At 72.0% G+C, this 19,235-nt stretch carries 17 protein-coding genes and 1 pseudogene; 7 read left to right on the top strand and 11 right to left on the bottom strand.

Annotation, left to right across the window (positions count from 1 at the left end; all coding sequences use genetic code 11):
* Positions 1–37 precede the first annotated feature (37 nt).
* Positions 38–1,270, top strand: a complete 1,233-nt coding sequence (locus HDA41_RS34295) for a serine hydrolase domain-containing protein (RefSeq protein WP_184990921.1) — start codon at positions 38–40, stop codon at positions 1,268–1,270.
* A gap of 6 nt (positions 1,271–1,276) precedes the next feature.
* On the opposite strand, the gene HDA41_RS34290 is transcribed toward HDA41_RS34295, so the two are convergent.
* The 3 genes from HDA41_RS34290 to ribA all read right to left on the bottom strand — a co-directional run bounded on the left by HDA41_RS34290 (position 1,277) and on the right by ribA (position 4,294).
* Entirely contained in the window at positions 1,277–2,434 is a 1,158-nt protein-coding gene (locus HDA41_RS34290; RefSeq protein WP_184990919.1) for a saccharopine dehydrogenase family protein, read from the bottom strand.
* Positions 2,424–3,485: a saccharopine dehydrogenase gene (locus HDA41_RS34285; protein ID WP_184990917.1), complete on the bottom strand. Its 1,062-nt coding sequence runs from the start codon at positions 3,483–3,485 to the stop codon at positions 2,424–2,426. The genes HDA41_RS34290 and HDA41_RS34285 overlap by 11 nt, the downstream gene beginning before the upstream one ends.
* A gap of 149 nt (positions 3,486–3,634) precedes the next feature.
* A complete protein-coding gene (gene ribA, locus HDA41_RS34280; RefSeq protein WP_184990915.1) occupies positions 3,635–4,294 on the bottom strand; it encodes a GTP cyclohydrolase II in 660 nt (219 codons plus the stop codon).
* A 41-nt stretch (positions 4,295–4,335) separates the two neighbouring features.
* Between ribA and HDA41_RS34275 the strand changes: the two genes are divergently transcribed.
* Positions 4,336–5,064, top strand: a complete 729-nt coding sequence (locus tag HDA41_RS34275) for a creatininase family protein (protein WP_184990913.1) — start codon at positions 4,336–4,338, stop codon at positions 5,062–5,064.
* A gap of 158 nt (positions 5,065–5,222) precedes the next feature.
* On the opposite strand, the pseudogene HDA41_RS41850 reads toward HDA41_RS34275, so the two are convergent.
* From HDA41_RS41850 to HDA41_RS34255, 5 genes and pseudogenes are all read right to left on the bottom strand, one after another.
* Positions 5,223–6,074: pseudogene (locus HDA41_RS41850) on the bottom strand (lysylphosphatidylglycerol synthase transmembrane domain-containing protein); the annotation flags it as partial.
* Between the two features lie 374 nt (positions 6,075–6,448).
* Complete coding sequence (locus HDA41_RS34270) at positions 6,449–7,507, bottom strand: class I SAM-dependent methyltransferase (protein ID WP_184990911.1); 1,059 nt, start codon at positions 7,505–7,507, stop codon at positions 6,449–6,451.
* Positions 7,504–8,709, bottom strand: coding sequence for a glycosyltransferase family 4 protein (locus tag HDA41_RS34265; protein ID WP_184990909.1), 1,206 nt, complete (start codon positions 8,707–8,709; stop codon positions 7,504–7,506). Before HDA41_RS34265 ends, HDA41_RS34270 begins: the two co-directional genes overlap by 4 nt.
* Positions 8,706–9,104: a 6-pyruvoyl trahydropterin synthase family protein gene (locus tag HDA41_RS34260; RefSeq protein WP_030843501.1), complete on the bottom strand. Its 399-nt coding sequence runs from the start codon at positions 9,102–9,104 to the stop codon at positions 8,706–8,708. Before HDA41_RS34260 ends, HDA41_RS34265 begins: the two co-directional genes overlap by 4 nt.
* A 115-nt stretch (positions 9,105–9,219) precedes the next feature.
* Positions 9,220–10,200, bottom strand: coding sequence for a zinc-dependent alcohol dehydrogenase (locus HDA41_RS34255; RefSeq protein WP_184990907.1), 981 nt, complete (start codon positions 10,198–10,200; stop codon positions 9,220–9,222).
* Between the two features lie 108 nt (positions 10,201–10,308).
* Here HDA41_RS34255 and HDA41_RS34250 point away from each other — a divergent pair, with 108 nt between their 5' ends.
* A complete protein-coding gene (locus tag HDA41_RS34250; RefSeq protein WP_184990905.1) occupies positions 10,309–11,067 on the top strand; it encodes a CDP-alcohol phosphatidyltransferase family protein in 759 nt (252 codons plus the stop codon).
* A 12-nt stretch (positions 11,068–11,079) separates the two neighbouring features.
* Here HDA41_RS34250 and HDA41_RS34245 read toward each other — a convergent pair whose 3' ends face one another.
* Positions 11,080–11,460, bottom strand: coding sequence for a winged helix-turn-helix transcriptional regulator (locus tag HDA41_RS34245; RefSeq protein WP_184990904.1), 381 nt, complete (start codon positions 11,458–11,460; stop codon positions 11,080–11,082).
* Between the two features lie 115 nt (positions 11,461–11,575).
* Here HDA41_RS34245 and HDA41_RS34240 point away from each other — a divergent pair, with 115 nt between their 5' ends.
* Positions 11,576–11,977, top strand: coding sequence for a RidA family protein (locus tag HDA41_RS34240; protein ID WP_184990902.1), 402 nt, complete (start codon positions 11,576–11,578; stop codon positions 11,975–11,977).
* 28 nt (positions 11,978–12,005) lie between these two features.
* On the opposite strand, the gene HDA41_RS34235 is transcribed toward HDA41_RS34240, so the two are convergent.
* The gene (locus tag HDA41_RS34235) at positions 12,006–13,505 is read right to left on the bottom strand and encodes an ABC transporter substrate-binding protein (protein WP_184993978.1); all 1,500 of its coding nucleotides are present in this window, start codon (positions 13,503–13,505) and stop codon (positions 12,006–12,008) included.
* A 167-nt stretch (positions 13,506–13,672) separates the two neighbouring features.
* Between HDA41_RS34235 and HDA41_RS34230 the strand changes: the two genes are divergently transcribed.
* Both HDA41_RS34230 and HDA41_RS34225 read left to right on the top strand, forming a co-directional pair.
* Positions 13,673–14,635, top strand: a complete 963-nt coding sequence (locus tag HDA41_RS34230) for an ATP-binding protein (protein WP_184990900.1) — start codon at positions 13,673–13,675, stop codon at positions 14,633–14,635.
* Between the two features lie 50 nt (positions 14,636–14,685).
* Positions 14,686–15,078, top strand: coding sequence for an SCO5389 family protein (locus HDA41_RS34225; protein WP_184990898.1), 393 nt, complete (start codon positions 14,686–14,688; stop codon positions 15,076–15,078).
* Between the two features lie 93 nt (positions 15,079–15,171).
* Here HDA41_RS34225 and HDA41_RS34220 read toward each other — a convergent pair whose 3' ends face one another.
* On the bottom strand, positions 15,172–16,860 hold the full coding sequence (locus HDA41_RS34220; RefSeq protein ID WP_184990896.1) for a DUF6119 family protein: 1,689 nt from the start codon (positions 16,858–16,860) through the stop codon (positions 15,172–15,174).
* 164 nt (positions 16,861–17,024) lie between these two features.
* On the opposite strand from HDA41_RS34220, the gene HDA41_RS34215 reads away from it, so the two are divergent.
* Complete coding sequence (locus tag HDA41_RS34215) at positions 17,025–19,211, top strand: N-6 DNA methylase (RefSeq protein ID WP_184990894.1); 2,187 nt, start codon at positions 17,025–17,027, stop codon at positions 19,209–19,211.
* The last annotated feature ends 24 nt before the right edge of the window (positions 19,212–19,235 follow it).

The following is a 19,235-nucleotide window of genomic DNA, read 5'->3' as shown; positions in this document are numbered from 1 at the left end:
CGGATCTCACCTCGACGAGCGCGACGGAGGATGAGCGATGGCACAGCTGCGACAAGACGTCGACCCGGGTGAGGCCGGGCTGGATCCGGAGGCGCTGGGCCGCCTGGACCGGCACTTCGCCCGGTTCGTCGACGAGGGCCGGCTGCCGGGCTTCCTCGTGTCCGTCGCCCGTGCCGGACGCGTCGCCCACCTCACGACGTACGGTCTGCGCGACATCGCGGCCGGTCGGCCCGTCGAGCCGGACACGCTGTGGCGGGTCTACTCCATGACGAAACCGGTCACCGCGGTCGCCGCGCTGCTGCTGGTGGAGGAGGGCCGGCTGTCACTGGACGACCCGGTCGCCGACCACCTGCCGGCCTTCGCCGAACCGCGGGTCTACGTCGGCGGCTCCGGGCCCGACGTCCGGACCCGCCCGGCCACCGGCCCGATACTCGTCCGGCACCTGATGACCCACACCTCGGGCCTGACCTTCGGCTTCTACCACACCCACCCGGTGGACGCCCTGTACCGCGAGGCCGGTCTGGAGTCGTCGGTGCGGCCGGGCGCGGACCTGGCCGAGACGATCGAGGCGTACGCGCGTCTGCCGTTGCAGTTCGAGCCGGGCACGCAGTGGAACTACTCGGTGGCGAGCAATGTCCTGGGCCGGGTCATCGAGGTCGTGTCGGGGCAGCCGCTGGACGTGTTCTGTGCCGAGCGGATCTTCGGCCCGCTCGGCATGACGGACGCGGGGTTCCACGTCAGGGACGAGCAGGCGCCCAGGCTGTCCGAGATGTACGGGGAGAAGGAGGGCGGCGGCATCGAGCGGATCCCCGGGCTGCCGCTGCGCGGCGGCCGGCCGCGGTTCCTGTCCGGCAGCGGCGGCATGGTGGCCTCCGCCCACGACTACCACCGCTTCATGGAGTTCCTGCGCCGCCGGGGCGAGCTCGACGGCGTCCGGTTGCTCACGCCGGAGACGGTGGACCTGATGACCCGCAACCACCTGCCCGGCGGCGCCGACCTGCGTGCCTTCGGCAGCCGCCCGGCCCACGACGAGCCCGGCAACGAGGGGCTCGGCTTCGGGCTCAGCGTGTCCGTGGTGATCGACCCGTCCCGCACCCAGGCGCCGTCCGGGCTCGGTGCCTACAGCTGGAGCGGGGTGGCCACGACGACGTTCTGGGTCGACCCGGGCCGCGACCTGACGGTGCAGTTCATGACGCAGGTACGGCCCAGGTCCTCCCACACGGTCTTCCGCGACCTCAAGAGATTCGTCCACGAGGCCGTGTCGGGCTGAGCCCCGCTACTGGTCGACGCGGAGTGTGAACTCGACGCCGTGCCGGGCGAGTTCACTCAGCCACTGTTCGGACCGGGCCGCCGTCCCGGCGGCGCGGTTCAGGCCCGGCGGCAGGGAGCCGTCCAGGACGTGGCGGACGCCCAGGGCGAGGGTGCGCGAGACGCAGCGGGCCATCGCGCTCTCCCGCGCGTCGCCCACCAGGTCCAGCAGGTAGCCGCCCGCCCAGGTCCGCCCGGTCCCGGCCCGGACGTCCAGCGACACGGCGAGGACGACCCGGTCGCGGTCGTCGTCCGTGGTGGGGTAGGCGGCGGCCAGTTCCTGGGCGAGGGCGGTGATCCGGTCGTCGTCGCCCCGCTTCAGCTCCTCGAAGACGCCGTCCCAGGCGCGCAGCCAGCCCTCCAGACGCAGGGTGCCGCGTACGAACGTGCGCGGTGTCCAGGCGTCCGGCAGTCCGTACTGCGCGACGAAGGGGACGCTGTCGCGGTTGGGGTAGACCTCGAAGGTCTCCCCCTCGACGACGTGCCGCCGGGTCGCCTCCCACGGGCGGCCGGCGACCGTCTCGGTGCCGCCCTCGATGTAACGGGCCGGGGAGCGCAGGGCGTTGAGGACACCCGCCGGTGCCCAGCTGAAGCGGTAGGTGAAGTCGTTCGGGACGGCCGGGACGCCGCCGCAGTACGACGTGAGGCTGTACGAGGCGGGCGTCTCGTCGCCGATGGCCTCACGGGCGCGGGCGACGAGGGCGTGGGCGAAGAGGTGGTCGATGCCCGGATCCAGCCCGGCCTCGGTGAGGACGACGACCCCGGCCTTCTCGGCGGCGGGCACCTGGTCGAGGACCGCCTCGGACACATAGCTGGAGCACGCGAAGTGCGCCCCGAGCCGGACGCACTCGGCGAGCAGCGGCGCGTGCTCCGACGCGGGCAGCATGGACACCACGACGTCGCCGGGCGCCAGTTCGGCGGCGAGGGCGGGCAGTGTGTACGCGCGGGGCTCGGCCCGTCCGGCGAGGCCCAGCCGGTCGAGGGCGTCGGCCGCGCGGCTCTCGGTGCGGTGCCAGAGCCGTACGCGCTCGGCGGTGTCGCACAGCGTGGCCAGACCGCTGCCCGTGGACAGGCCGGCGCCGATCCAGTGGACGGTGCCGCTGGCGGATACCGGGTCAGTGGTCATGGGTCCCCCCCTTGTCGAGGCCGTGTTCACGGCATGCCTGACGGAACCGGTCCAGACAGCGTCCCCAGGGCCCGGTGACGCCGAAGTCGAGCAGGTGGGGCAGGAGGGCGGCGGAGAAGTCGGCGCTGGACTCCAGCGGCAGCAGGGAGGGCAGGTTGTCGATGGCGATCAGGTCGAGCGGGGGGTGCTCGCGCAGCCGGCGGACGGGCTCGTCCCAGTCGGTGGTCTCGTCGTACACCGGAAGGACGTTGAGCGGGGAGCCGACGTCGCAGGTCACGTCGCACAGGGTGCGCAGGCGGCGGTCCGGGCTGTCGAGGTCCTGCTCGCGGAGGAAGGGCGGGACCGGGCTGGTGGCGAGCACCGCGTTCACCATCACGTCGTGCTCCAGCAGGGCGCGGCGGTCCAGGTCGCGGGTCTCGGCCAGGTCCCAGCAGGTCGGGTCCGCACCGGCGGTGGCGAACGCGGTGCGGGCACCGCGGCCGCTGCGTCCCAGGGCGCCGATGACCAGACCGGTGAACCCGGCGTCGTCCGCTGCGGGCTTCAGCGTCTCGTCCAGGGCCTCCTTCGTCGTGAGCGTCAGCGGTGCCCGCAGCCGGCCGCGGTGCTGGAGCACCGCCAGGGCCGCGCCGAGGTAGCCGGCCCAGAACCCGAAGGCGGCGAGGCGACGCCCGCTGTCGTCCACCAGGTACTCCAGGTCGAACAGCGCCCCGCCCCCGGCGGCGAACCGGCGCAGCAGACCGGCCGCTTGGGGCTGGCCCTTGTAGGCGTGGCCGAAGAAGATGTGACGGTGCGTCAGCTCGGCCGGTTCACCCGGCAGTTCCTTCAGGCCGAGCACGACGGCGTCCCGCGGGGCCGACACCCAGGAGCCCGCGGGGGCGACGCGACAGCCGGCCGCCTCGTACTCCTCGATCGGGAAGACCCGCTGCGGGGAGTCCTCGACGGTCAGGGCCACTCCGTTCTCGACGAGCCGCCGGGCGTCGTCGGGCACGACCGGCGTGCGCCGCTCGGTCGTTCGGGCCTCGTGGCGCAGCCACAGATGGAGCTCGGTCATACCGGGTGGGCCTCCGGACGTGAGGCGCCGGCCGCCGAGGACCGGCGCTCAAGGGGCGGATGTCCACGAAGCGTACGCGGCCCGCCCGCGGGTCGCGCGCCGATACGCCCAGGTCACGTCGAGGGGCACCCGAATCCGGCCCCGGCGTCTCAGGAGGAACTGACCACCGCGTCGAGGTGGGGCAGGTGGTGGTCGAGGCGCTCCCGCTTGGTCCGCAGATAGGTGATGTTGTTCTCGCACGGCGGGATCAGCAGGGGCACCTGCTCGGCGACCTTGATGCCGTGGCTGAGCAGTGCCTCGCGCTTGCGCGGGTTGTTGGACATCAGGCGGACGGAGTTGACGCCCAGGTCGTCCAGGATCCGGGCGGCCACGCCGTAGTCGCGGGCGTCCACCGGCAGGCCGAGGGCGAGGTTGGCCTCGACGGTGTCCAGGCCCTCCGCCTGGAGGGCCATCGCGCGCAGCTTGGCGAGCAGGCCTATGCCGCGGCCCTCATGCCCTCTGAGGTAGACGACGACACCGGCGCCCTCGGCGACGACCGCGCGCAGGGCGGCGTCCAACTGGTCGCCGCACTCGCAGTGCTGGGAGCCGAAGGCGTCGCCGGTCAGGCACTCCGAGTGCAGCCGGATGAGCACGTCGTCGGTGCCGAGGTCCCCGTAGACCAGCGCCACTTGTTCGTCACCGCGGTCGTGGTCCAGGTAGCCGACCGCCTGGAATTTCCCGTACACGGTGGGCAAGGGCGCATTCACGACGCGTTCCACGCCGGTCCGCTGCGGTGACTTCTTGCCGAGTACGCCAATTTTTTCTGTCATGATTCTCGAGTTCCTAAGCAGAGACGAAAGGCCGTGTCGTTATGAGTGATCTGGTGCCGGCGGACACCACGGAAGACGTACGGACGCGGGGCGCCGGTGTCTCACGGCAGGTCGCGGTGCTTCCCGTGGGCAGCTTCGAGCAGCACGGTCCGTATCTTCCGCTGGCGACCGACACGCTCGTCGCCTGTGCCGTCGCGCGGGAGATAGCCGGCGCGTACCCGGTGCACCTCCTTCCTCCGGTGACGATCTCCTGCTCGCACGAGCACGCGGCCTGGCCGGGGACCGTGAGCATCTCCTCGGTGACCCTTCATGCGGTGGTACGGGACATAGCGGCTTCGCTCCGCCGGTCGGGCGTCGACGCCCTGGTGGTGGTCAACGGGCACGGCGGAAACTACGTGCTGGGCAACGTCGTTCAGGAATCCTCCGCCCGCGGCGAGCGGATGGCGCTGTTCCCGGCCCCGGAGGACTGGGAGGCGGCGCGGGAGCGGGCGGGTGTGGTCGCCTCGCTGCTCACCGACATGCACGCGGGGGAAATAGAGACCTCCATCCTTCTGCACGCTCATCCCGAAATGCTCCGACCCGGTTATGAGACTTCCGATTTCGTCGCTGACGACCGGCGTCATCTGCTCACCCTCGGCATGTCCGGTTATACCGATTCCGGTGTCATCGGCCGTCCTTCGCTGGGTTCTGCGGAAAAAGGGAAGGAACTCCTGGCGAGCCTGGCGGATTCCTTCGGGGCGTATTTCTCGCTGCTGACCTCCGACGAGTAGCCGGCCACGGTCACGGGGCCGGGTCCGGGGACCGGTGAGGCGGGCCCGGGCCCGGCACGCAGGCCCGCGTACCAGCGGGCGACGAGCACGACCAGGCCGGGCAGACTCGCCACGAGGCTGAGCACCCCGTAGACCACCGCCACGGCGAGTCCCCGGCCGGCGCCCAGGCCCGCGGCGCCGAACGCCCAGGCGGTGACGCCTTCCCTCGGCCCCCAGCCGCCGACGTTCAGCGGCAGGCCCATGGCCAGCAGCGCGAGTACGGCGAGCGGCACCAGTACGGCCACGGAGGCGGCGACTCCGGCGACGCGGGCGGCGAGGACGAACATGGCGACGTAACCGGCCAGGACGACCACGGAGGAGACGATGACACCGGGCCCGTTGCGGCGGGACAACAGCCCCTCACGTGCCTCGGCGAGCAGGGCGCGCACCGCCCGGCCCCGGCGGGAGGGCGCCGGGCGGTTCATACGCAGGGCGAGGACGACGGCGAGTGCGCCGAGGGCGGCCAGGACCGCGAGCGGGGCGATGTGCCGGGCCTGGTCCAGCACCGGGGACGGCATGGTCAGCAGGACCACGGCCCCGACGGCGAACAACGCGATCTGCCCGGCGGCCCGTTCGAGGACGACGGCCTTCACGCCCCGCCGCACGTTTCCCTCGCTCTGCCCGTGCCGCACCGCCCGGTGCACGTCACCGAGCACACCGCCGGGCAGCGCCGCGTTCAGGAACAGCGCACGGTAGTAGTCGGCGACGGCTGGCCCGAACGGCAGCCGGATCCTGAGGCTTTGGGCCACGAGCGCCCATCGCCACGCGCTGAACACGGTGGTGACGAGGCCGATCCCGAGCGCCAGCACCAGGGACGTCCCGTCGATGCGGCGCAGCCCGTCCAGGAAGACCCCGGTGCCCAGCCGCCACAGCAGGACGCCGAGGATGACGACTCCGGCGAAGGTGCCGAGGTGCGTACGGACCTTGCGGGAGCCGAGCCGGCCGAGGGTGGAGCGGACGGGGCCGGTCATGGGCCTCGGGGTCTCGGCGTCCGCGGCGGGGCGGGGGGAGAGGGCCGGCTCGCCGAGTCGGCGCGCGCCCGTGTCGCCGGCGCCCGGACACGGCACGTCCGGATCGGCCAGGGGCACGACGGCCGTGCCGGCCGCGGCGGCCGCGGCGGGCGAAGGCAGGCCGCGGCCGGCCGCCGACAGCCCGTCCGCGACCGTGGCGGCGACCCGGAGCGACGGCTCGGCGGCGGCCGAGGACGACGCGGGAGCACTCGTTCCACCGGGTCGGCCCCGGCCGCCGGCGGACTCGGGCAACCGGACGGTGTCAGCGGGTTTCCGCCGCGCACGCCTCCCCGTCACCGCGCCCCGTGGCGCGACGTCCGTCCCCGCCCGCGGGCTCATGACGCTCCGCCCGCCGGGCGGCACAGGGCCAGCAGGTCGGTGTGGTGGACGGTGACGCGCAACCGGCCGGCGGCGCAGGCGGCCAGACGTTCGGCCAGATAGGCGTCGGCGGCGGCGCGCAGGCCGGGACGCTCCTCGACGGCGGCACCGACCCAGCCGCGCAGCCACTGCTCGGTGAGCGCGGCCTGCTCGGGACCGAGCCGCCACGGACTCGGATGCAGCCGTACCGTCGCGCCGTGCTCGGAGAACGCCTCGGCCGCCGCCGACACCGCGTCGGGACCGAGCAGACCGTCGCGGCGCTGGTGGTCGTTGAACGCCTGGGCGATCTCCGAGTCCAGCGGGTGCGACGGCGTCAGCTCCACGCGGCCGGCGACGGACAACGTCAGCAGGGCGGGGCAGCCGGCTCCGGCGCAGGCGGCGGCGAGGGCGTCGACCTCCTCGCGGGTGAGGACGTCCAGCAGGGCGGACGCCGTCACCAGGGACGCGCCGCGCAGGGCGTCCGCGGTGAGGCGGGCGACGTCGCCGCGCCGCGTCTCCACGGTGACCCGGCTGCCGTCGGCGGCGGTACGCGGGGACGCGACGGCGGCGAAGTGCAGCAGATAGGGGTCACGGTCGTGCAGGACCCAGTGCTGCGCACCGTCCAGACACGCGGCCAGCCAGCGGCCCATCGAGCCGGTACCGCACCCGAGGTCGTGGATGACGACACCGCCGGACTTGCCCGGCAGGTTGGCGAGCCGGATGCGCAACGGGTCGAGCAGATCGTGCGCCCGCGCGGCGGCATCGGCCGGCTCCCTCAGCTCCAGCCACTCGGGCGCGTAACGGGGCGGATCGTCGGGGTCGGCCTCACGCAGCTTCACGGTGGGCCGCGCGCCGGGTGTGCCGGAGGGGCCCGCGCCCGGGATGACGGCATCCGCGGACTCGGCGGCCTGCCACGCCCCGGGATACCCGCTCGGCCCCGCGTCCTCGACCATGCCGTTCATCGACTCGGCAGCCTCCCTCGGCCCGGGCTGGGCCGGAATCGTCCCGCTCTGGTGGGTCGTCGCCGGGTTCGTCATGCGGCCCTCCGGGGGTCGGTCGGGAGCCGGCGCAGTACCGCCGCCAGGCTCTGTGCGGTCGTCGCCCAACCGCCGAGGGCGGCGCGGCGGCTGCGGGCGGCGGCCTTGAGGCGACGGCGTACGTCCGCCTCGCCGAACCAGCCGCGCAGTTCGGCGGCGATGGCGGCGGGGTTCTCCGGCGGGACGAGGATGCCGGGCACGCCGCCGTCGGGGGCGCGGCCGACCGCCTCGGGGAGCCCGCCGACGTCCGTGGCCATGACCGGGATGCCACGCGCCAGTGCCTCGGTCACGGCCATGCCGTACGTCTCGGCGTAGGAGGTGAGCACCATCAGGTCGGCGGTGGCGTAACTGGCGTCCAGTGCGGCGCCGGACTGCGGGCCCGCCAGCTGCAGCCGGTCCTGAAGGCCGTGCTCGGCGATGAGGGACCGCAGATGGGCGACGTACTCGGGGTCCTGGGTGAGACTGCCGACGCACACGCAGCTCCACGGCAGGTCGGTCACCGTGGCCAGCGCCTCCACCAGCCGGTGCTGTCCCTTGCGCGGGGTCACGGCGGCCACGCACAGCAGCCGTGACACACCGTCGGTGCCGGGCGCGAGCGGCGCGATGTCGGCGCCGGGGGCCGCGACGTGCACTCGCTCCGGGGGAAGGCCGTGGTGGGCGACCAGACGGCGGACCGCCCAGTCGCTGGTGGCGACCACCGCCGGCACCGCCCGCAGCACCGCCCGTTCCCTGGCGTCGAGTTCGGCGGCCACGGCCGGGTCGAGCCCCGTCTCGTCACCGAGCGGGAGGTGGACGAGGACGGCCATGCGCAATCGTTCCGCCTCCGGCACGACGATCTCCGGGACGCCGCAGGCGACCAGCCCGTCGAGCAGGACGACGGCACCGTCGGGCAAGCCGCTCAGGGCGCGGGCGAGTTCGGTACGGGCCGCCGCCCCCGGCCGGGGCCAGTCACCGGCCACGGCGTGCTTGGTCACCTGCCAGCCGAAGCCGGGCAGGTCCAGGCACACGCGCCGGTCGTAGGCGTTGCCGCCGCTCGGCGCTGCCGGGTCGTCGACGCCGCCCGGCAGCACGAAGTGCACGGTGCGCAGGGACATGGGGATGATCTCGGCGTTCTTCAGGCTGGCGTGCTGCACGGGTACATAATTCAGCCGCGCCGGTGCCGGCCCGCTGTGTTCGGGCCGTTCGATCGTCGTGTCGGTCACAGCGCACGCTCGTAACTCGCCCACGCGATGTGCGATTCGTGCAGGGTGACGGTCAGACCCGCGATGCCCTTGGCGCCCTCGCCCAGCGCGCCCTTGTGGATGCGCTCGGCGAGCCGGTCGGCGATGACCTTGGCGAGGAACTCCGTGGAGGTGTTGACACCGGCGAAGTCGGGCTCGTTGTCGAGGTTGCGGTAGTTCAGCTCGCTCACCACCGCCCCGAGTTCCTGGGTCGCGAGCCCGATGTCGACGACGATGTTGTCCTCGTCCAGCTGTTCGCGCCGGAACGTGGCGTCCACGAGGAACGTGGCCCCGTGCAGGCGCTGCGCCGGTCCGAAGACGTCGCCACGGAAGCTGTGGGCGATCATGATGTGATCGCGGACGGTGATGCTGAACAACGGACGACCCTCCAGGTGCGGCGCGTCTCTGCTCCCCCGCCATGGCTGCCGGGGATGCCGAGTAGTACGGCTCCTTGCCTTCCCCTGTTCAGCCTCCGGTACGTCTTTTCTCAGGTCAGGCACTCTCGTCGTAGCGGACGCGGTGGCACAACGCGGGAATCTCGCCGGAGACGAGCTTCGGCAGCACGTCCGGCAGGTCCTCGAAGGCGGACTCGCCGGTGACGAGGGCGTCGAGGGCCGGGTCGGCGAGCAGGTCCAGGGCGAGGGCGAGCCGGTCGGCATAGGTGCGGTTCGGCCGGGCCGGGGAAACCGTGCCGACCTGGCTGGAGCGGATGACGAGCCGCCGGGAGTGGAAGGCCTCGCCGAGCGGCACGCTCACCTGCCGGTCGCCGTACCAGCTCAGTTCGAGCACGGTCCCTTCGACGGTGAGGAGTTCCAGGGACCTGGCGAGGCCCTGCTCGGTGGCGCTGGCGTGGACGACCAGGTCGCACTCGCCGAGGGCGTCCTCGGGCGAGGCGAAGCCGACCCCCAGGGCCTTGGCGATGCCGGCCCGGCCCGGGTCGGCGTCGACCAACTGGACGCGGACGCCGGGGAACCGGGCGAGCAGCGCGGCCACGGAGGAGCCGACCATGCCCCCGCCGACCACGGCGATCCGGTCGCCGATCAGGGGCGCGGCGTCCCACAGGGCGTTGACGGCGGTCTCCACGGTCCCCGCGAGCACGGCCCGTTCGGCCGGCACGGCGTCCGGTACGGGCGTGACGGCGCTCGCCGGGACGACGAAGCGGGTCTGGTGCGGGTAGAGGCAGAACACCGTACGGCCGGTGAGCGCCTCGGGTCCCTCCTCCACCACACCGACGTTGAGGTAGCCGTACTTCACCGGGCCCGGGAAGTCGCCCTCCTGGAACGGTGCCCGCATGGCCGAGTGCTGGCTGACCGGCACACCGCCGCGGAAGACGAGCGTCTCCGTGCCCCGGCTCACGCCGGAGAACAGCGTGCGGACCAGCACCTCGCCCTCGCCCGGGTCCGGCAGGGCGACGTCCCGGATCTCGCCTCGCCCAGGCGAGTCGATCCAGAACGCGCGTCCGGTGTGCTTCATCGAAGTCCTCCTGAACGATCGGGAAGCTGCTTGCGTACCGAGGGGTGCACAGGCCGCGCACAAGGTAGCGGCGTTGATCGACTCTGTCACACGGCCGGAGGGTGTTCGGTGGCCCTGAACAACACGTACGACGCGAGGCTCCAGCAGGAGACCGCCCTGGGGGCGGGAGTGCAGATCCTGCTGCTGGCCCTGATCGGCACGGCGATCGGGATGGGCCCTGCGGGCTGGCTGACCGGCCTCGCGTTCGCGATCGCCACCTGGGCGGTGCTCTCCCGGGCCCTGTACCGCTCCCGGCTGCAGTCGTTCGGCGCGGCGAACCGGGTCACCCTCGGCCGGGCGACCCTCGTCGGCGGGGTCACCGCGCTGGTCGCGGACTCCTTCCAGAGCTCGCCGCCCGTGTCGCTGTTCGTCGGCCTGACGGCGGTGGCCCTGATCCTCGACGGCGTCGACGGCAAGGTCGCCCGCCGCACGGGCACCTCGACCCCGTTGGGCGCGCGCTTCGACATGGAGGTCGACGCGTTCCTGATCCTGGTGCTGAGCGTGTACGTGTCGATGCAACTGGGCCCGTGGGTGCTGCTGATCGGCGGGATGCGGTACGTCTTCGTCGCCGCCGCCCGGGTCTGGCCCTGGCTGACCGCCGCGCTCCCGCCGAGCACCGCCCGCAAGACGGTCGCCGCGCTCCAGGGCGTGCTCCTGCTGCTGGCGGGCGCCGATCTGCTGCCGTACGCGGCCAACTTCGGGGTGGCGGCCCTGGCTCTGGGCCTGCTGGTGTGGTCGTTCGGGCGTGATGTGCTGTGGCTGTACCGGACCTCGCGGGTCTCGGAGACCTCCGCCCGGCGGCCGGTGCGGGAACTGGTCGCGAGCTGACGCCCCGGCCGGTCAGGCGTCGAACCGGTCGCGCGCCGACTCGATGTGCCGGAGGTGCTCATGGGTCCAGCCGCAGATCAGGTCGACCGTGGCGCGCAGGGCCCGGCCCGGTTCGGTGAGGGTGTACTCGACCTTCGGCGGCACGGTGGGATGCACCTCCCGGTCGACCAGGCCGTTGCGCTCCAGCATCCGCAGGTTCTGCGTGAGCATCTTGTGGCTGACGCCCTCGACCTCGTCACGCAACTCACTGAAGCGCAGGGTGCGTTCACCGAGGGCCTCGATGATCAGCAGCGCCCACTTGTTGGCGACGTCCGAGAAGATCTCCCGCGCCAGGGAGTCGGCCCGCCGCAGGTCCGCGTTCTCCGGCAGGTCCCTCAACTGCTTGGTCACCATCTGGTTCCCCAGTCACGTAAAAGTGCGTTCTTCCAGGTCGGCCCACACTCTCCTACGGTTTCCCAGTAACCACAAGAGAGCGCGGAGTTCTGCGCTCGACGGAAGGACGGGAACCATGACCTCGATCGATGTCTACGACCACGCCATACCGGCCGAGAGCCACTTCGGCTACGCGCAGGCGATCAGGTCCGGCGATCTGATCCACGTCTCCGGACAGCTCTCGTTCGACGAGGCCGGCGGTTTCCGCCCGACCGACGACATCGCCACTCAGCTGCAGGGGACCTACGCCAACATCGACAAGGTGCTGGCCCACTACGGCGTCACGCGCAACCAGATCGTCTCCCAGACGCTGTACGTGGTGGACCTGGTGAAGAACGCCGACGCGGTGGCGGAGGGCAACCGGGCGTACTTCGGCACTCACCGCCCGGTCAGCACGGCCCTGGGGGTCACCGAACTCACCTTCCCCGGGCAGGCGGTCGAGATCAGCTGCGTGATCGACACCAAGCTGCCCGCGTGAGTTGGGGGCGGACCCCGGCGGGAGGCGGTCAGCGACGCGTCCCGGTGCCCACCAGGGTCCGCTCGTACGGGTCGAGGACGACGCCCCGGACCTTGGCGGAGACGCCTGCGATGATCTGCTGGTGGGCCAGCGGCACGACCGCGTCCGTGCCGAGGATCGCGGCCTCGGCGGCCATGGCCGCGTCCTGCCGCTCCCCCGTGCCGTCGGTCCGGTCGGCCTTCTCGACGGCCCGGTCGGCGTTCTTGTCGCACAGCAGGGCCAGGTTGTAGCCGCCGTCGCAGGTGTAGTCACTGGCGAGGACGCCGACGGGGTCGCCGGTGTCCAGCAGGCTGTTGCGGGCGCCGATGAACGCGTCGAACTTCCCGGCCAGCGCGTCGCTCTCCAGCCGCGAGTACTCGCGCACCTCCAGCCTCACCGTGAAGCCGGCCTTTTCGAGCTGCTGTTGCACGACCTGGGCGACCTCGGGGAGTTCGGGCCGGTTGTCGTAGGTGGCGAGGGTGATCCGCGTGCCGTCGGGCCGGGCGGCGTCCGCGCGCCCAGCCGGCTTCACCCGCTTGCTCTCGGCCCAGGTGACGGCGGGACCGTAGAGGCCCGCGCCCGGGTCTGCGTACCCCTCGAAGACGCCCTTGACGAGGGCGGAGGAGTCGACCGCCGCCCGCGCGGCGGCGCGCAGCTTCGGGTCCTTGAAGGGGCCGGTCCTGGTGTTGAGGTGAAGGCTGGTCGTCCGGGTCGTGCCGGCTTCCTTGAGGGTCGCCTTGTCGAGGGTGGCGGCCTGGGCGACGGGGATCGCCTCGGCGATGTCGACGTCGCCGGCGCGGACCGCGTTGGCGCGCGCGGTGCCGTCCTTGACGAAGCGCGCGTCGATGCCGGAGGCCTGGGCGCGGCCGCCCCAGTAGTCGTCGAAGCGGTCGAGGGTGGCGGAGCCGCCGCCGTTGACCTTGGTGATCTCGAAGGGCCCGGTGGCGGTGCCGACGGGCGTGGGGGTGTCCTTCTTGTCGTACGCCTTCGGCGAGAGGACCGCCAGGTTCGGGCTGGACAGGCGCATGGGCAGGACGGGGTCGGCCGCGGTGGTGGTGATCCGTATGCCGCGGCTGCCGTCGGCCTGGGCGTCGAGGGTGACACCGGCGAGGGCGGCGGGCACGGGCTTCGCCTCCGTGGCGCGGGTGAGCGCGTCGGCCACGGCGGACGGGGTGACGTCCGTACCGTCCTGGAAGGTGGCCTCGCGCAGGGTGAACCGCCAGGTGCGGTCGTTCTCGCGGCGCCAGGACTCGGCGAGCGCGGGGGCCGCGGCACCGTTGGCGTCCAGGGCGGTCAGCCCCTCGGTGACGCCGAGCCGGCTGAGGAGCGTGGCGTCGGCACCGTACGGCGAGAAGTTCTCGGCGGGCGGGAAGGCGAGGGCGACACGCAGCCGCGAGCCCGGCTGCCCGCCGTCCGACGACGACTCCCCGCCGGGGGAGGCGAAGCAGCCTGCCAGACCCGGGACGAGGACGAGGACGGCAAGGAACCGGAACGAACTTTTGATGCTCACATCACGCACTTGCACAGCATATGCATCAAGGGTGAGGCGGCGACCGGCCGGGGGCCTGCCACTCGGACGCCACCCAACACCCCTACGGAGCAGTCAATTTGACAGCGGCGACGATCACTCCCTAAACCTAACCACATGACATTCATTTTCAAAAAGGTGCAGCGGTCGTGAGAGTCGCGTTCGTCGGCAAGGGCGGCAGCGGCAAGACCACGCTGTCGGCGCTCTTCTCCCGCCACCTGGCGCGCTCCGGCGCCCCGGTCCTCGCCATCGACGGCGACATCAACCAGCACCTGGCCGAGGCACTCGGCGACGAGGAGAAGTCCGCCCCTGCCCTGGGCGAGCACCTGGCCGAGATCAAGGACTTCCTGCGCGGCACGAACCCACGCATCACCTCCCGCGAGGCGATGATCAAAACGACTCCCCCGGGACGCGGCTCCCGCCTCCTGCGCCCCCTCGGCGACGACGAACTGCACGCGCGGCACGTCGGCCGGGCGGGTGGCGTCCCGCTGATGGTCACGGGCGAGTTCGACGAGTCCGACCTGGGCGTGGCCTGCTACCACTCCAAGCTGAGCGCGGTCGAGCTGTACCTCGGCCACCTGGTGGACGGCCCCGGCGAGTACGTCGTGGTCGACATGACGGCGGGCGCGGACGCCTTCGCCTCGGGCCTGTTCACCCGCTTCGACCTCACCTTCCTGGTGGCGGAACCCACCCGCAAGGGCGTCTCGGTCTACCGCCAGTACCGCGACCACGCGGAACAGTTCGGCATCCGCATCGCGGTCATCGGCAACAAGGTGACCTGCGAGGACGACCTGCTCTACCTCAAGGAACAAGTAGGGGACGACCTCCTGGCCCACCTCGTCCAGTCCCCCTGGATCCGCGCGGCCGAACAGGGCCGCACGGAGGCCGGCCTGGACGCGCTCGACTCGCTGGAGCCGCACAACCGCCACGCCCTCACCATCCTCCGCGAGGCCGTCGACTCCCACCCCCGCGACTGGGACCGGCTCCACCGTCACGCCGTCGAGTTCCACCTGCGCAACGCCCGAGCGTGGGCGGACGCCCGCACGGGCGAGGACCTGGCCGCCCAGGTGGACCCGGAGTACGTCCCCGGCGGCACCCCGCCGAACGCCTGACCTCCTCCCGCCCCCGCCCTCCCGCCAACCAGACAGGACGACACTCCCCCATGTCTCTCGACGTCTCCCCGAAGCTCCTCGCCGAAGCCGAGCAGGGCGACATCCGCGAGGAGGACTTCGTGGACACGGTCCGCACGTCCCTCCCCTACGCCTACGACCTGATCGCCTCCCTCGCCACCGACCTCCACGACGGCAAGGCCGACTTCACCGACAACCAGACCCCTCCCCCGTCGGAACAGGAGCGCGGCCAACTCCTGCGCGCCCTCGCCAGCGACGCGATCCGCACCAGCCTGGAGCGCCACTTCGGCATCACCCTGGCCTTCCAGAACTGCCACCGCGTGGCGGCGTTCCGCCCGGAGGCACGGGACGGGGAGACGTACGCGCGTTTCACGTCCGTGCGGTCCCAGGTGCTGAACCAGTCGCCGGAGTTCAGGGACTGCTAGACACGTCGCCGTCCCCTCGACGTCCGAGGCGTCGAGGGGACGGACGAGGTCCCGCCCAGCCGTAGCTCACTACGACCACTGGACCACTTCTGGTCAGCACACCGGCTGAGCCACAACAGTGGGGATGTCGACCACAGCCACCTCAATTCCCTGAGCACGCAGAGACCGGGCGGCTTGCAGTAGCGCCATTTGCGAGAAGGTGAAGAGGTTCTCCGTCGTCAGCCGCTTCCCGCTCTTCAGCGAGATCGCGTACACAACCTTGCTGGGAACGAAGTCGTCGGAGATGGGGTGCGAGGGGTCTTGTTCACGCACGCGGCGGACGAACTCCACCCTTGCCTCGCTGTCGAACCGAAGCGCGTCGGCCGACACCCGGCCCTGAGCGAAGAGGTGACTGAGGGGTGCCGACGAGTCGGCGCGCTTCACGTGGACCAGGGTGCCATCACGGCTCACGAGGTCCGCCGCCTCGATACCGTACGGGTGCTGCGCGGTCCGGATCAGCTTTCGGTCCAGACAGACGTAGCCGTACTTGCGCGCTTCCTCGTTGTAGTCCTTCTCCTCTTTGAATACCGAGGTCCAATCAAACAGCGTGATCCCGGCCGGTGCCGCCAGGAGCGCCTCGACCTCACTCCGTACGCCGTTCAGGTACCGGTCACCGATCTCGAACCAGCGACCCTCGTGATGGAAGTACCTGCTGGAGCCGAGAGGAATCTCCGCCGCAAGCCACTTGTGAGCTCCCACCTGGCCACTGATGGGTGCTCCTCCCTCTTCGTCGCTGTACATCTGCACGTATCCGTCCTTCAGCGCAGCGAGGCGCGCACCGGGCGGCACCTCCTCGAGCAGGCCAAGCACGTCGCTGACGTCCAAAGAGGGGAACAACTGGCGACGGCTGCCGACCTTGACGCGGTACGACATGGCGCCGTCCTCTTGGTCCAGACATGCGGCGGGCACAGCGACCGCCAGCCTCCCGGCGTCCTTCCCAGCGCCGAGGAGATCGTCCAGCTTCTTCTCCAGCGTCGTACGTCGTGAGTCTCCGGGCTTGAGCGGACGCACCCGGGCGACGGCCTCGAAATCCGGCGCCGGGGACTGCCGCGAGGTGATGCTCCGGATCTCGCGGAGGTCCTGGATGAGGTCCGCAGGCGCCGCCCCCAGATGGATCTTCAACGAGTCGGTGCCGGCAACTTGGACGGTCCGCCGACGGGACCTGCTGATCGTCAGTTCGGTCTGCCCGATCATCCCGACCAGCCGGCTGACCACCTCGCCGTACTCCTCGATGGGGAAGGCCCGGATGTGCTGCCCCTGGGCGGCCGAGCTCCTGTCGGTGCGCCCCCGGGCGTCCATGAGGCTGTGCGTGACCTGGCGGATGGCGTCGGGCTGCACGGCCCGCAGAACGAAGTTGAACCCGAACCCAGGCGAGATGCGTGACTGTTCGAGGAGCAGGTGCCCCATGCCGAAGGTGAGCGCGAAGACGTCCCTGTCGATCGGCAGGAGGAGCGCACAAGCCGACGTACGGTTCTCCACCGGCGGCTTCCGCCCGGTGAGGGTGCCGACCGCAGCGGCCCAGTCGGGTGGGCGATGCCGACCGATGACGCCATGACAGAGAACACCGGGCACGCCTCCCGTCGTCACCTCCTCCACGACAAAACCGTGGTCTCGCTTGTACTTGAGGTTGAGGGCGGCTCGAAGGTCGGCGGATGTGCTTCCCGTGTCCTGGAGGAAGTAGAGGGTGCTGCGGCGCGTCTGAACGCCGCTGATCGACTGCGCAAGGTCCTGGAGGAGAGTCACGACGGTGATTCCTTTCTTCGGTGGTGGCTGGACGGAACTTCCCCGACAAGGCGGAAGCGTTACTAGGCAAGCATGGCACTGAAAACACTGTCAAACACGTTGACAGATTTGACGCATGTTGTAGGTTGTTAACGCTCACTCCAGAGAGGGTCAGGACTCCCGCCATGCCCCAGACATCCGTCCAGGTGACCGCCGCCGAGATCTCCCGCATCGCGGGGGTCACGCGTGCCACGGTCAGCAACTGGCGCCGTCGGCACGACGACTTCCCTGCGCCGTCCGGCGGTACGGACAGCAGCCCGCTGTACGACCTGGAGTCGGTGCGTTCCTGGCTGGCCTCGCGCGGCCACGTCGCGGCGGTGAGTCTCTCGGAGGAGCTGCGGACGACCCTGCGCCTGCACGCGCAGAGCGGCACAGGCACGTCGGACCTCCTGCTCCTCGTCCTCGCGGCGGCCCGCCGCTCGCCGGAGGAGCTGTCGGACACCGCACTGCTGCCGGACCCGGACCTCGTCGCCCGCGCGCAGCACGATGTGGCCACCGCCGCCGACGCCGTGCCGGCCGGGGACGCCGTCCGCTTCGAGGCGGAAGACGCGGCGGTGCTGCGCGCGCTGTACGCGTGTGTACGCGATGAGGGTGGACAAGCCGCGCTGGCCGTACTGGCGGGGCGGGAGCTGGAGGACAGTGCCGCGTCCGGCGCCTACCAGACCCCCGCGCCGCTCGCGGATCTGCTCGCCCGCCTGATTCCCGGCTCCCCGGCGCGCGTCCTCGACCCGGCCTGCGGCAGCGGCACCCTGCTGGCGGCCGCCGCCCGCCGAGGAGCGCGCGAGCTGTACGGCCAGGATTCGCTCCCGGTGCAGGCCCGGCGCAGCGCGGTGAGCCTGATGCTGACGGCCCCGGAGGCCACGGTCACCGTGCGAGCCGCCGACAGCCTCCGCGCGGACGCCTTCCCCGACCTGGTCGTGGACGCGGTGCTGTGCAATCCGCCGTACGGCATCCGGGACTGGGGCCACGACGAGCTGGCGTACGACCCCCGCTGGGCGTACGGCGTACCGGCCCGCGCCGAGTCGGAGCTCGCGTGGGTGCAGCACGCACTGGCCCATCTGACACCCGGTGGCTACGCGGCCCTGCTTCTGCCGCCGGCCACGGCCGGGCGCGCGTCGGGGCGTCGCGTACGGGCAGAGCTGGTACGCAGTGGGGCGCTGCGGGCGGTAATCGCACTGCCGGCGGGGGCGTCGGTGCCGCTGCACGTCGGTCTCCAGATCTGGGTGCTGCAACGGCCCGAACCGGGCGGCCCGGAGCACAAGTCGGTGCTGTTCGTGGACACGGCGGAGACATCGACGGGAGCGGGGGCGGGAGTCGGCGGTACGGCCGGACAATCCCGCACCCGGGGCGGCGGGAGTCGGTCCACTGCCCTGGACTGGGCCGAGCTCACGGCGCGGGTCCTGGCGGCATGGTGGGCGTTCACGGAAGGTCCCGGCACCTTCGAGGGCGAGTCCGGCGTCGCGCACGCGGTCGGTGTGGTGGATCTGCTGGACGACGTGGTGGACCTGACCCCGGCGCGACTCGTACGGGCGTCGCGGGCCGAGGTCGATCCTGCGGAACTGTCGGCGGAGGTCGACACCACGCGCCGGGACCTCGTCAAGGCCGCGAAGTCCCTTGCGCGGACGGCCGGTCACGAGGAGTGGAGCAGCGCGGGCGCCGCGGCCCGCGCATGGCGAACGGCGACGGCGGCCGACCTCTCGCGGGGCGGAGCGCTCACCCTGCTGCGGACGGTGCCGGAGAGTGCGCGGGGCCGCGCAGAAGGCCGGGACGGCGGCGAGACTGGGGCCCGCGCGGTCCTCACCAGTTCCGACATCTCACGCGGGTTGGGTCCGACGGGCGACCCGGCGGAACTGCGCGGCGTCGTGGCGCCGCTGATCGCCGTCGGGGACGTCCTCGTACGAGCGATCGCGGGCGGGGACGGTCCAATGGCGCGGGTCGCGGGCGCGGAGGACGCCGGCGCGTTGCTCGGCCCTCACGTCCACCTCTTCCGGCCGGACCCCGCACGCCTGGACGCCTGGTTCCTCGCCGGGTTCATGGGCGCGGAGGAGAACATCGCGGGCGCGTCGACGGGCAGCACGGTCCTGACGGTCAGCCCGGGTCGGCTGCGTGTGCCGCTGCTGCCGTTGGAGGAGCAGCGGCGGTACGGGGAGGCGTTCCGGCACGTGCACGAGCTCCGGGCGGAGGCACAGCGGGCGACGCGGCTGGCGGAGGAGACGGCACGGCTGCTTGCACGCGGGCTGACCGGAGGGCAACTGCTTCCGGGGCGGGACGGCGGGCCAGCTCACCCGCACGGGGCCGATTCACCGCGTTAGGCATACGGACCTTCATCCACATAG

The organism is Streptomyces caelestis (assembly GCF_014205255.1).
Lineage (GTDB): Bacteria > Actinomycetota > Actinomycetes > Streptomycetales > Streptomycetaceae > Streptomyces > Streptomyces caelestis.
The sequence above is the reverse complement of the archived record's forward strand: the minus strand, read 5'-3'. Positions and strand labels throughout refer to the sequence as shown.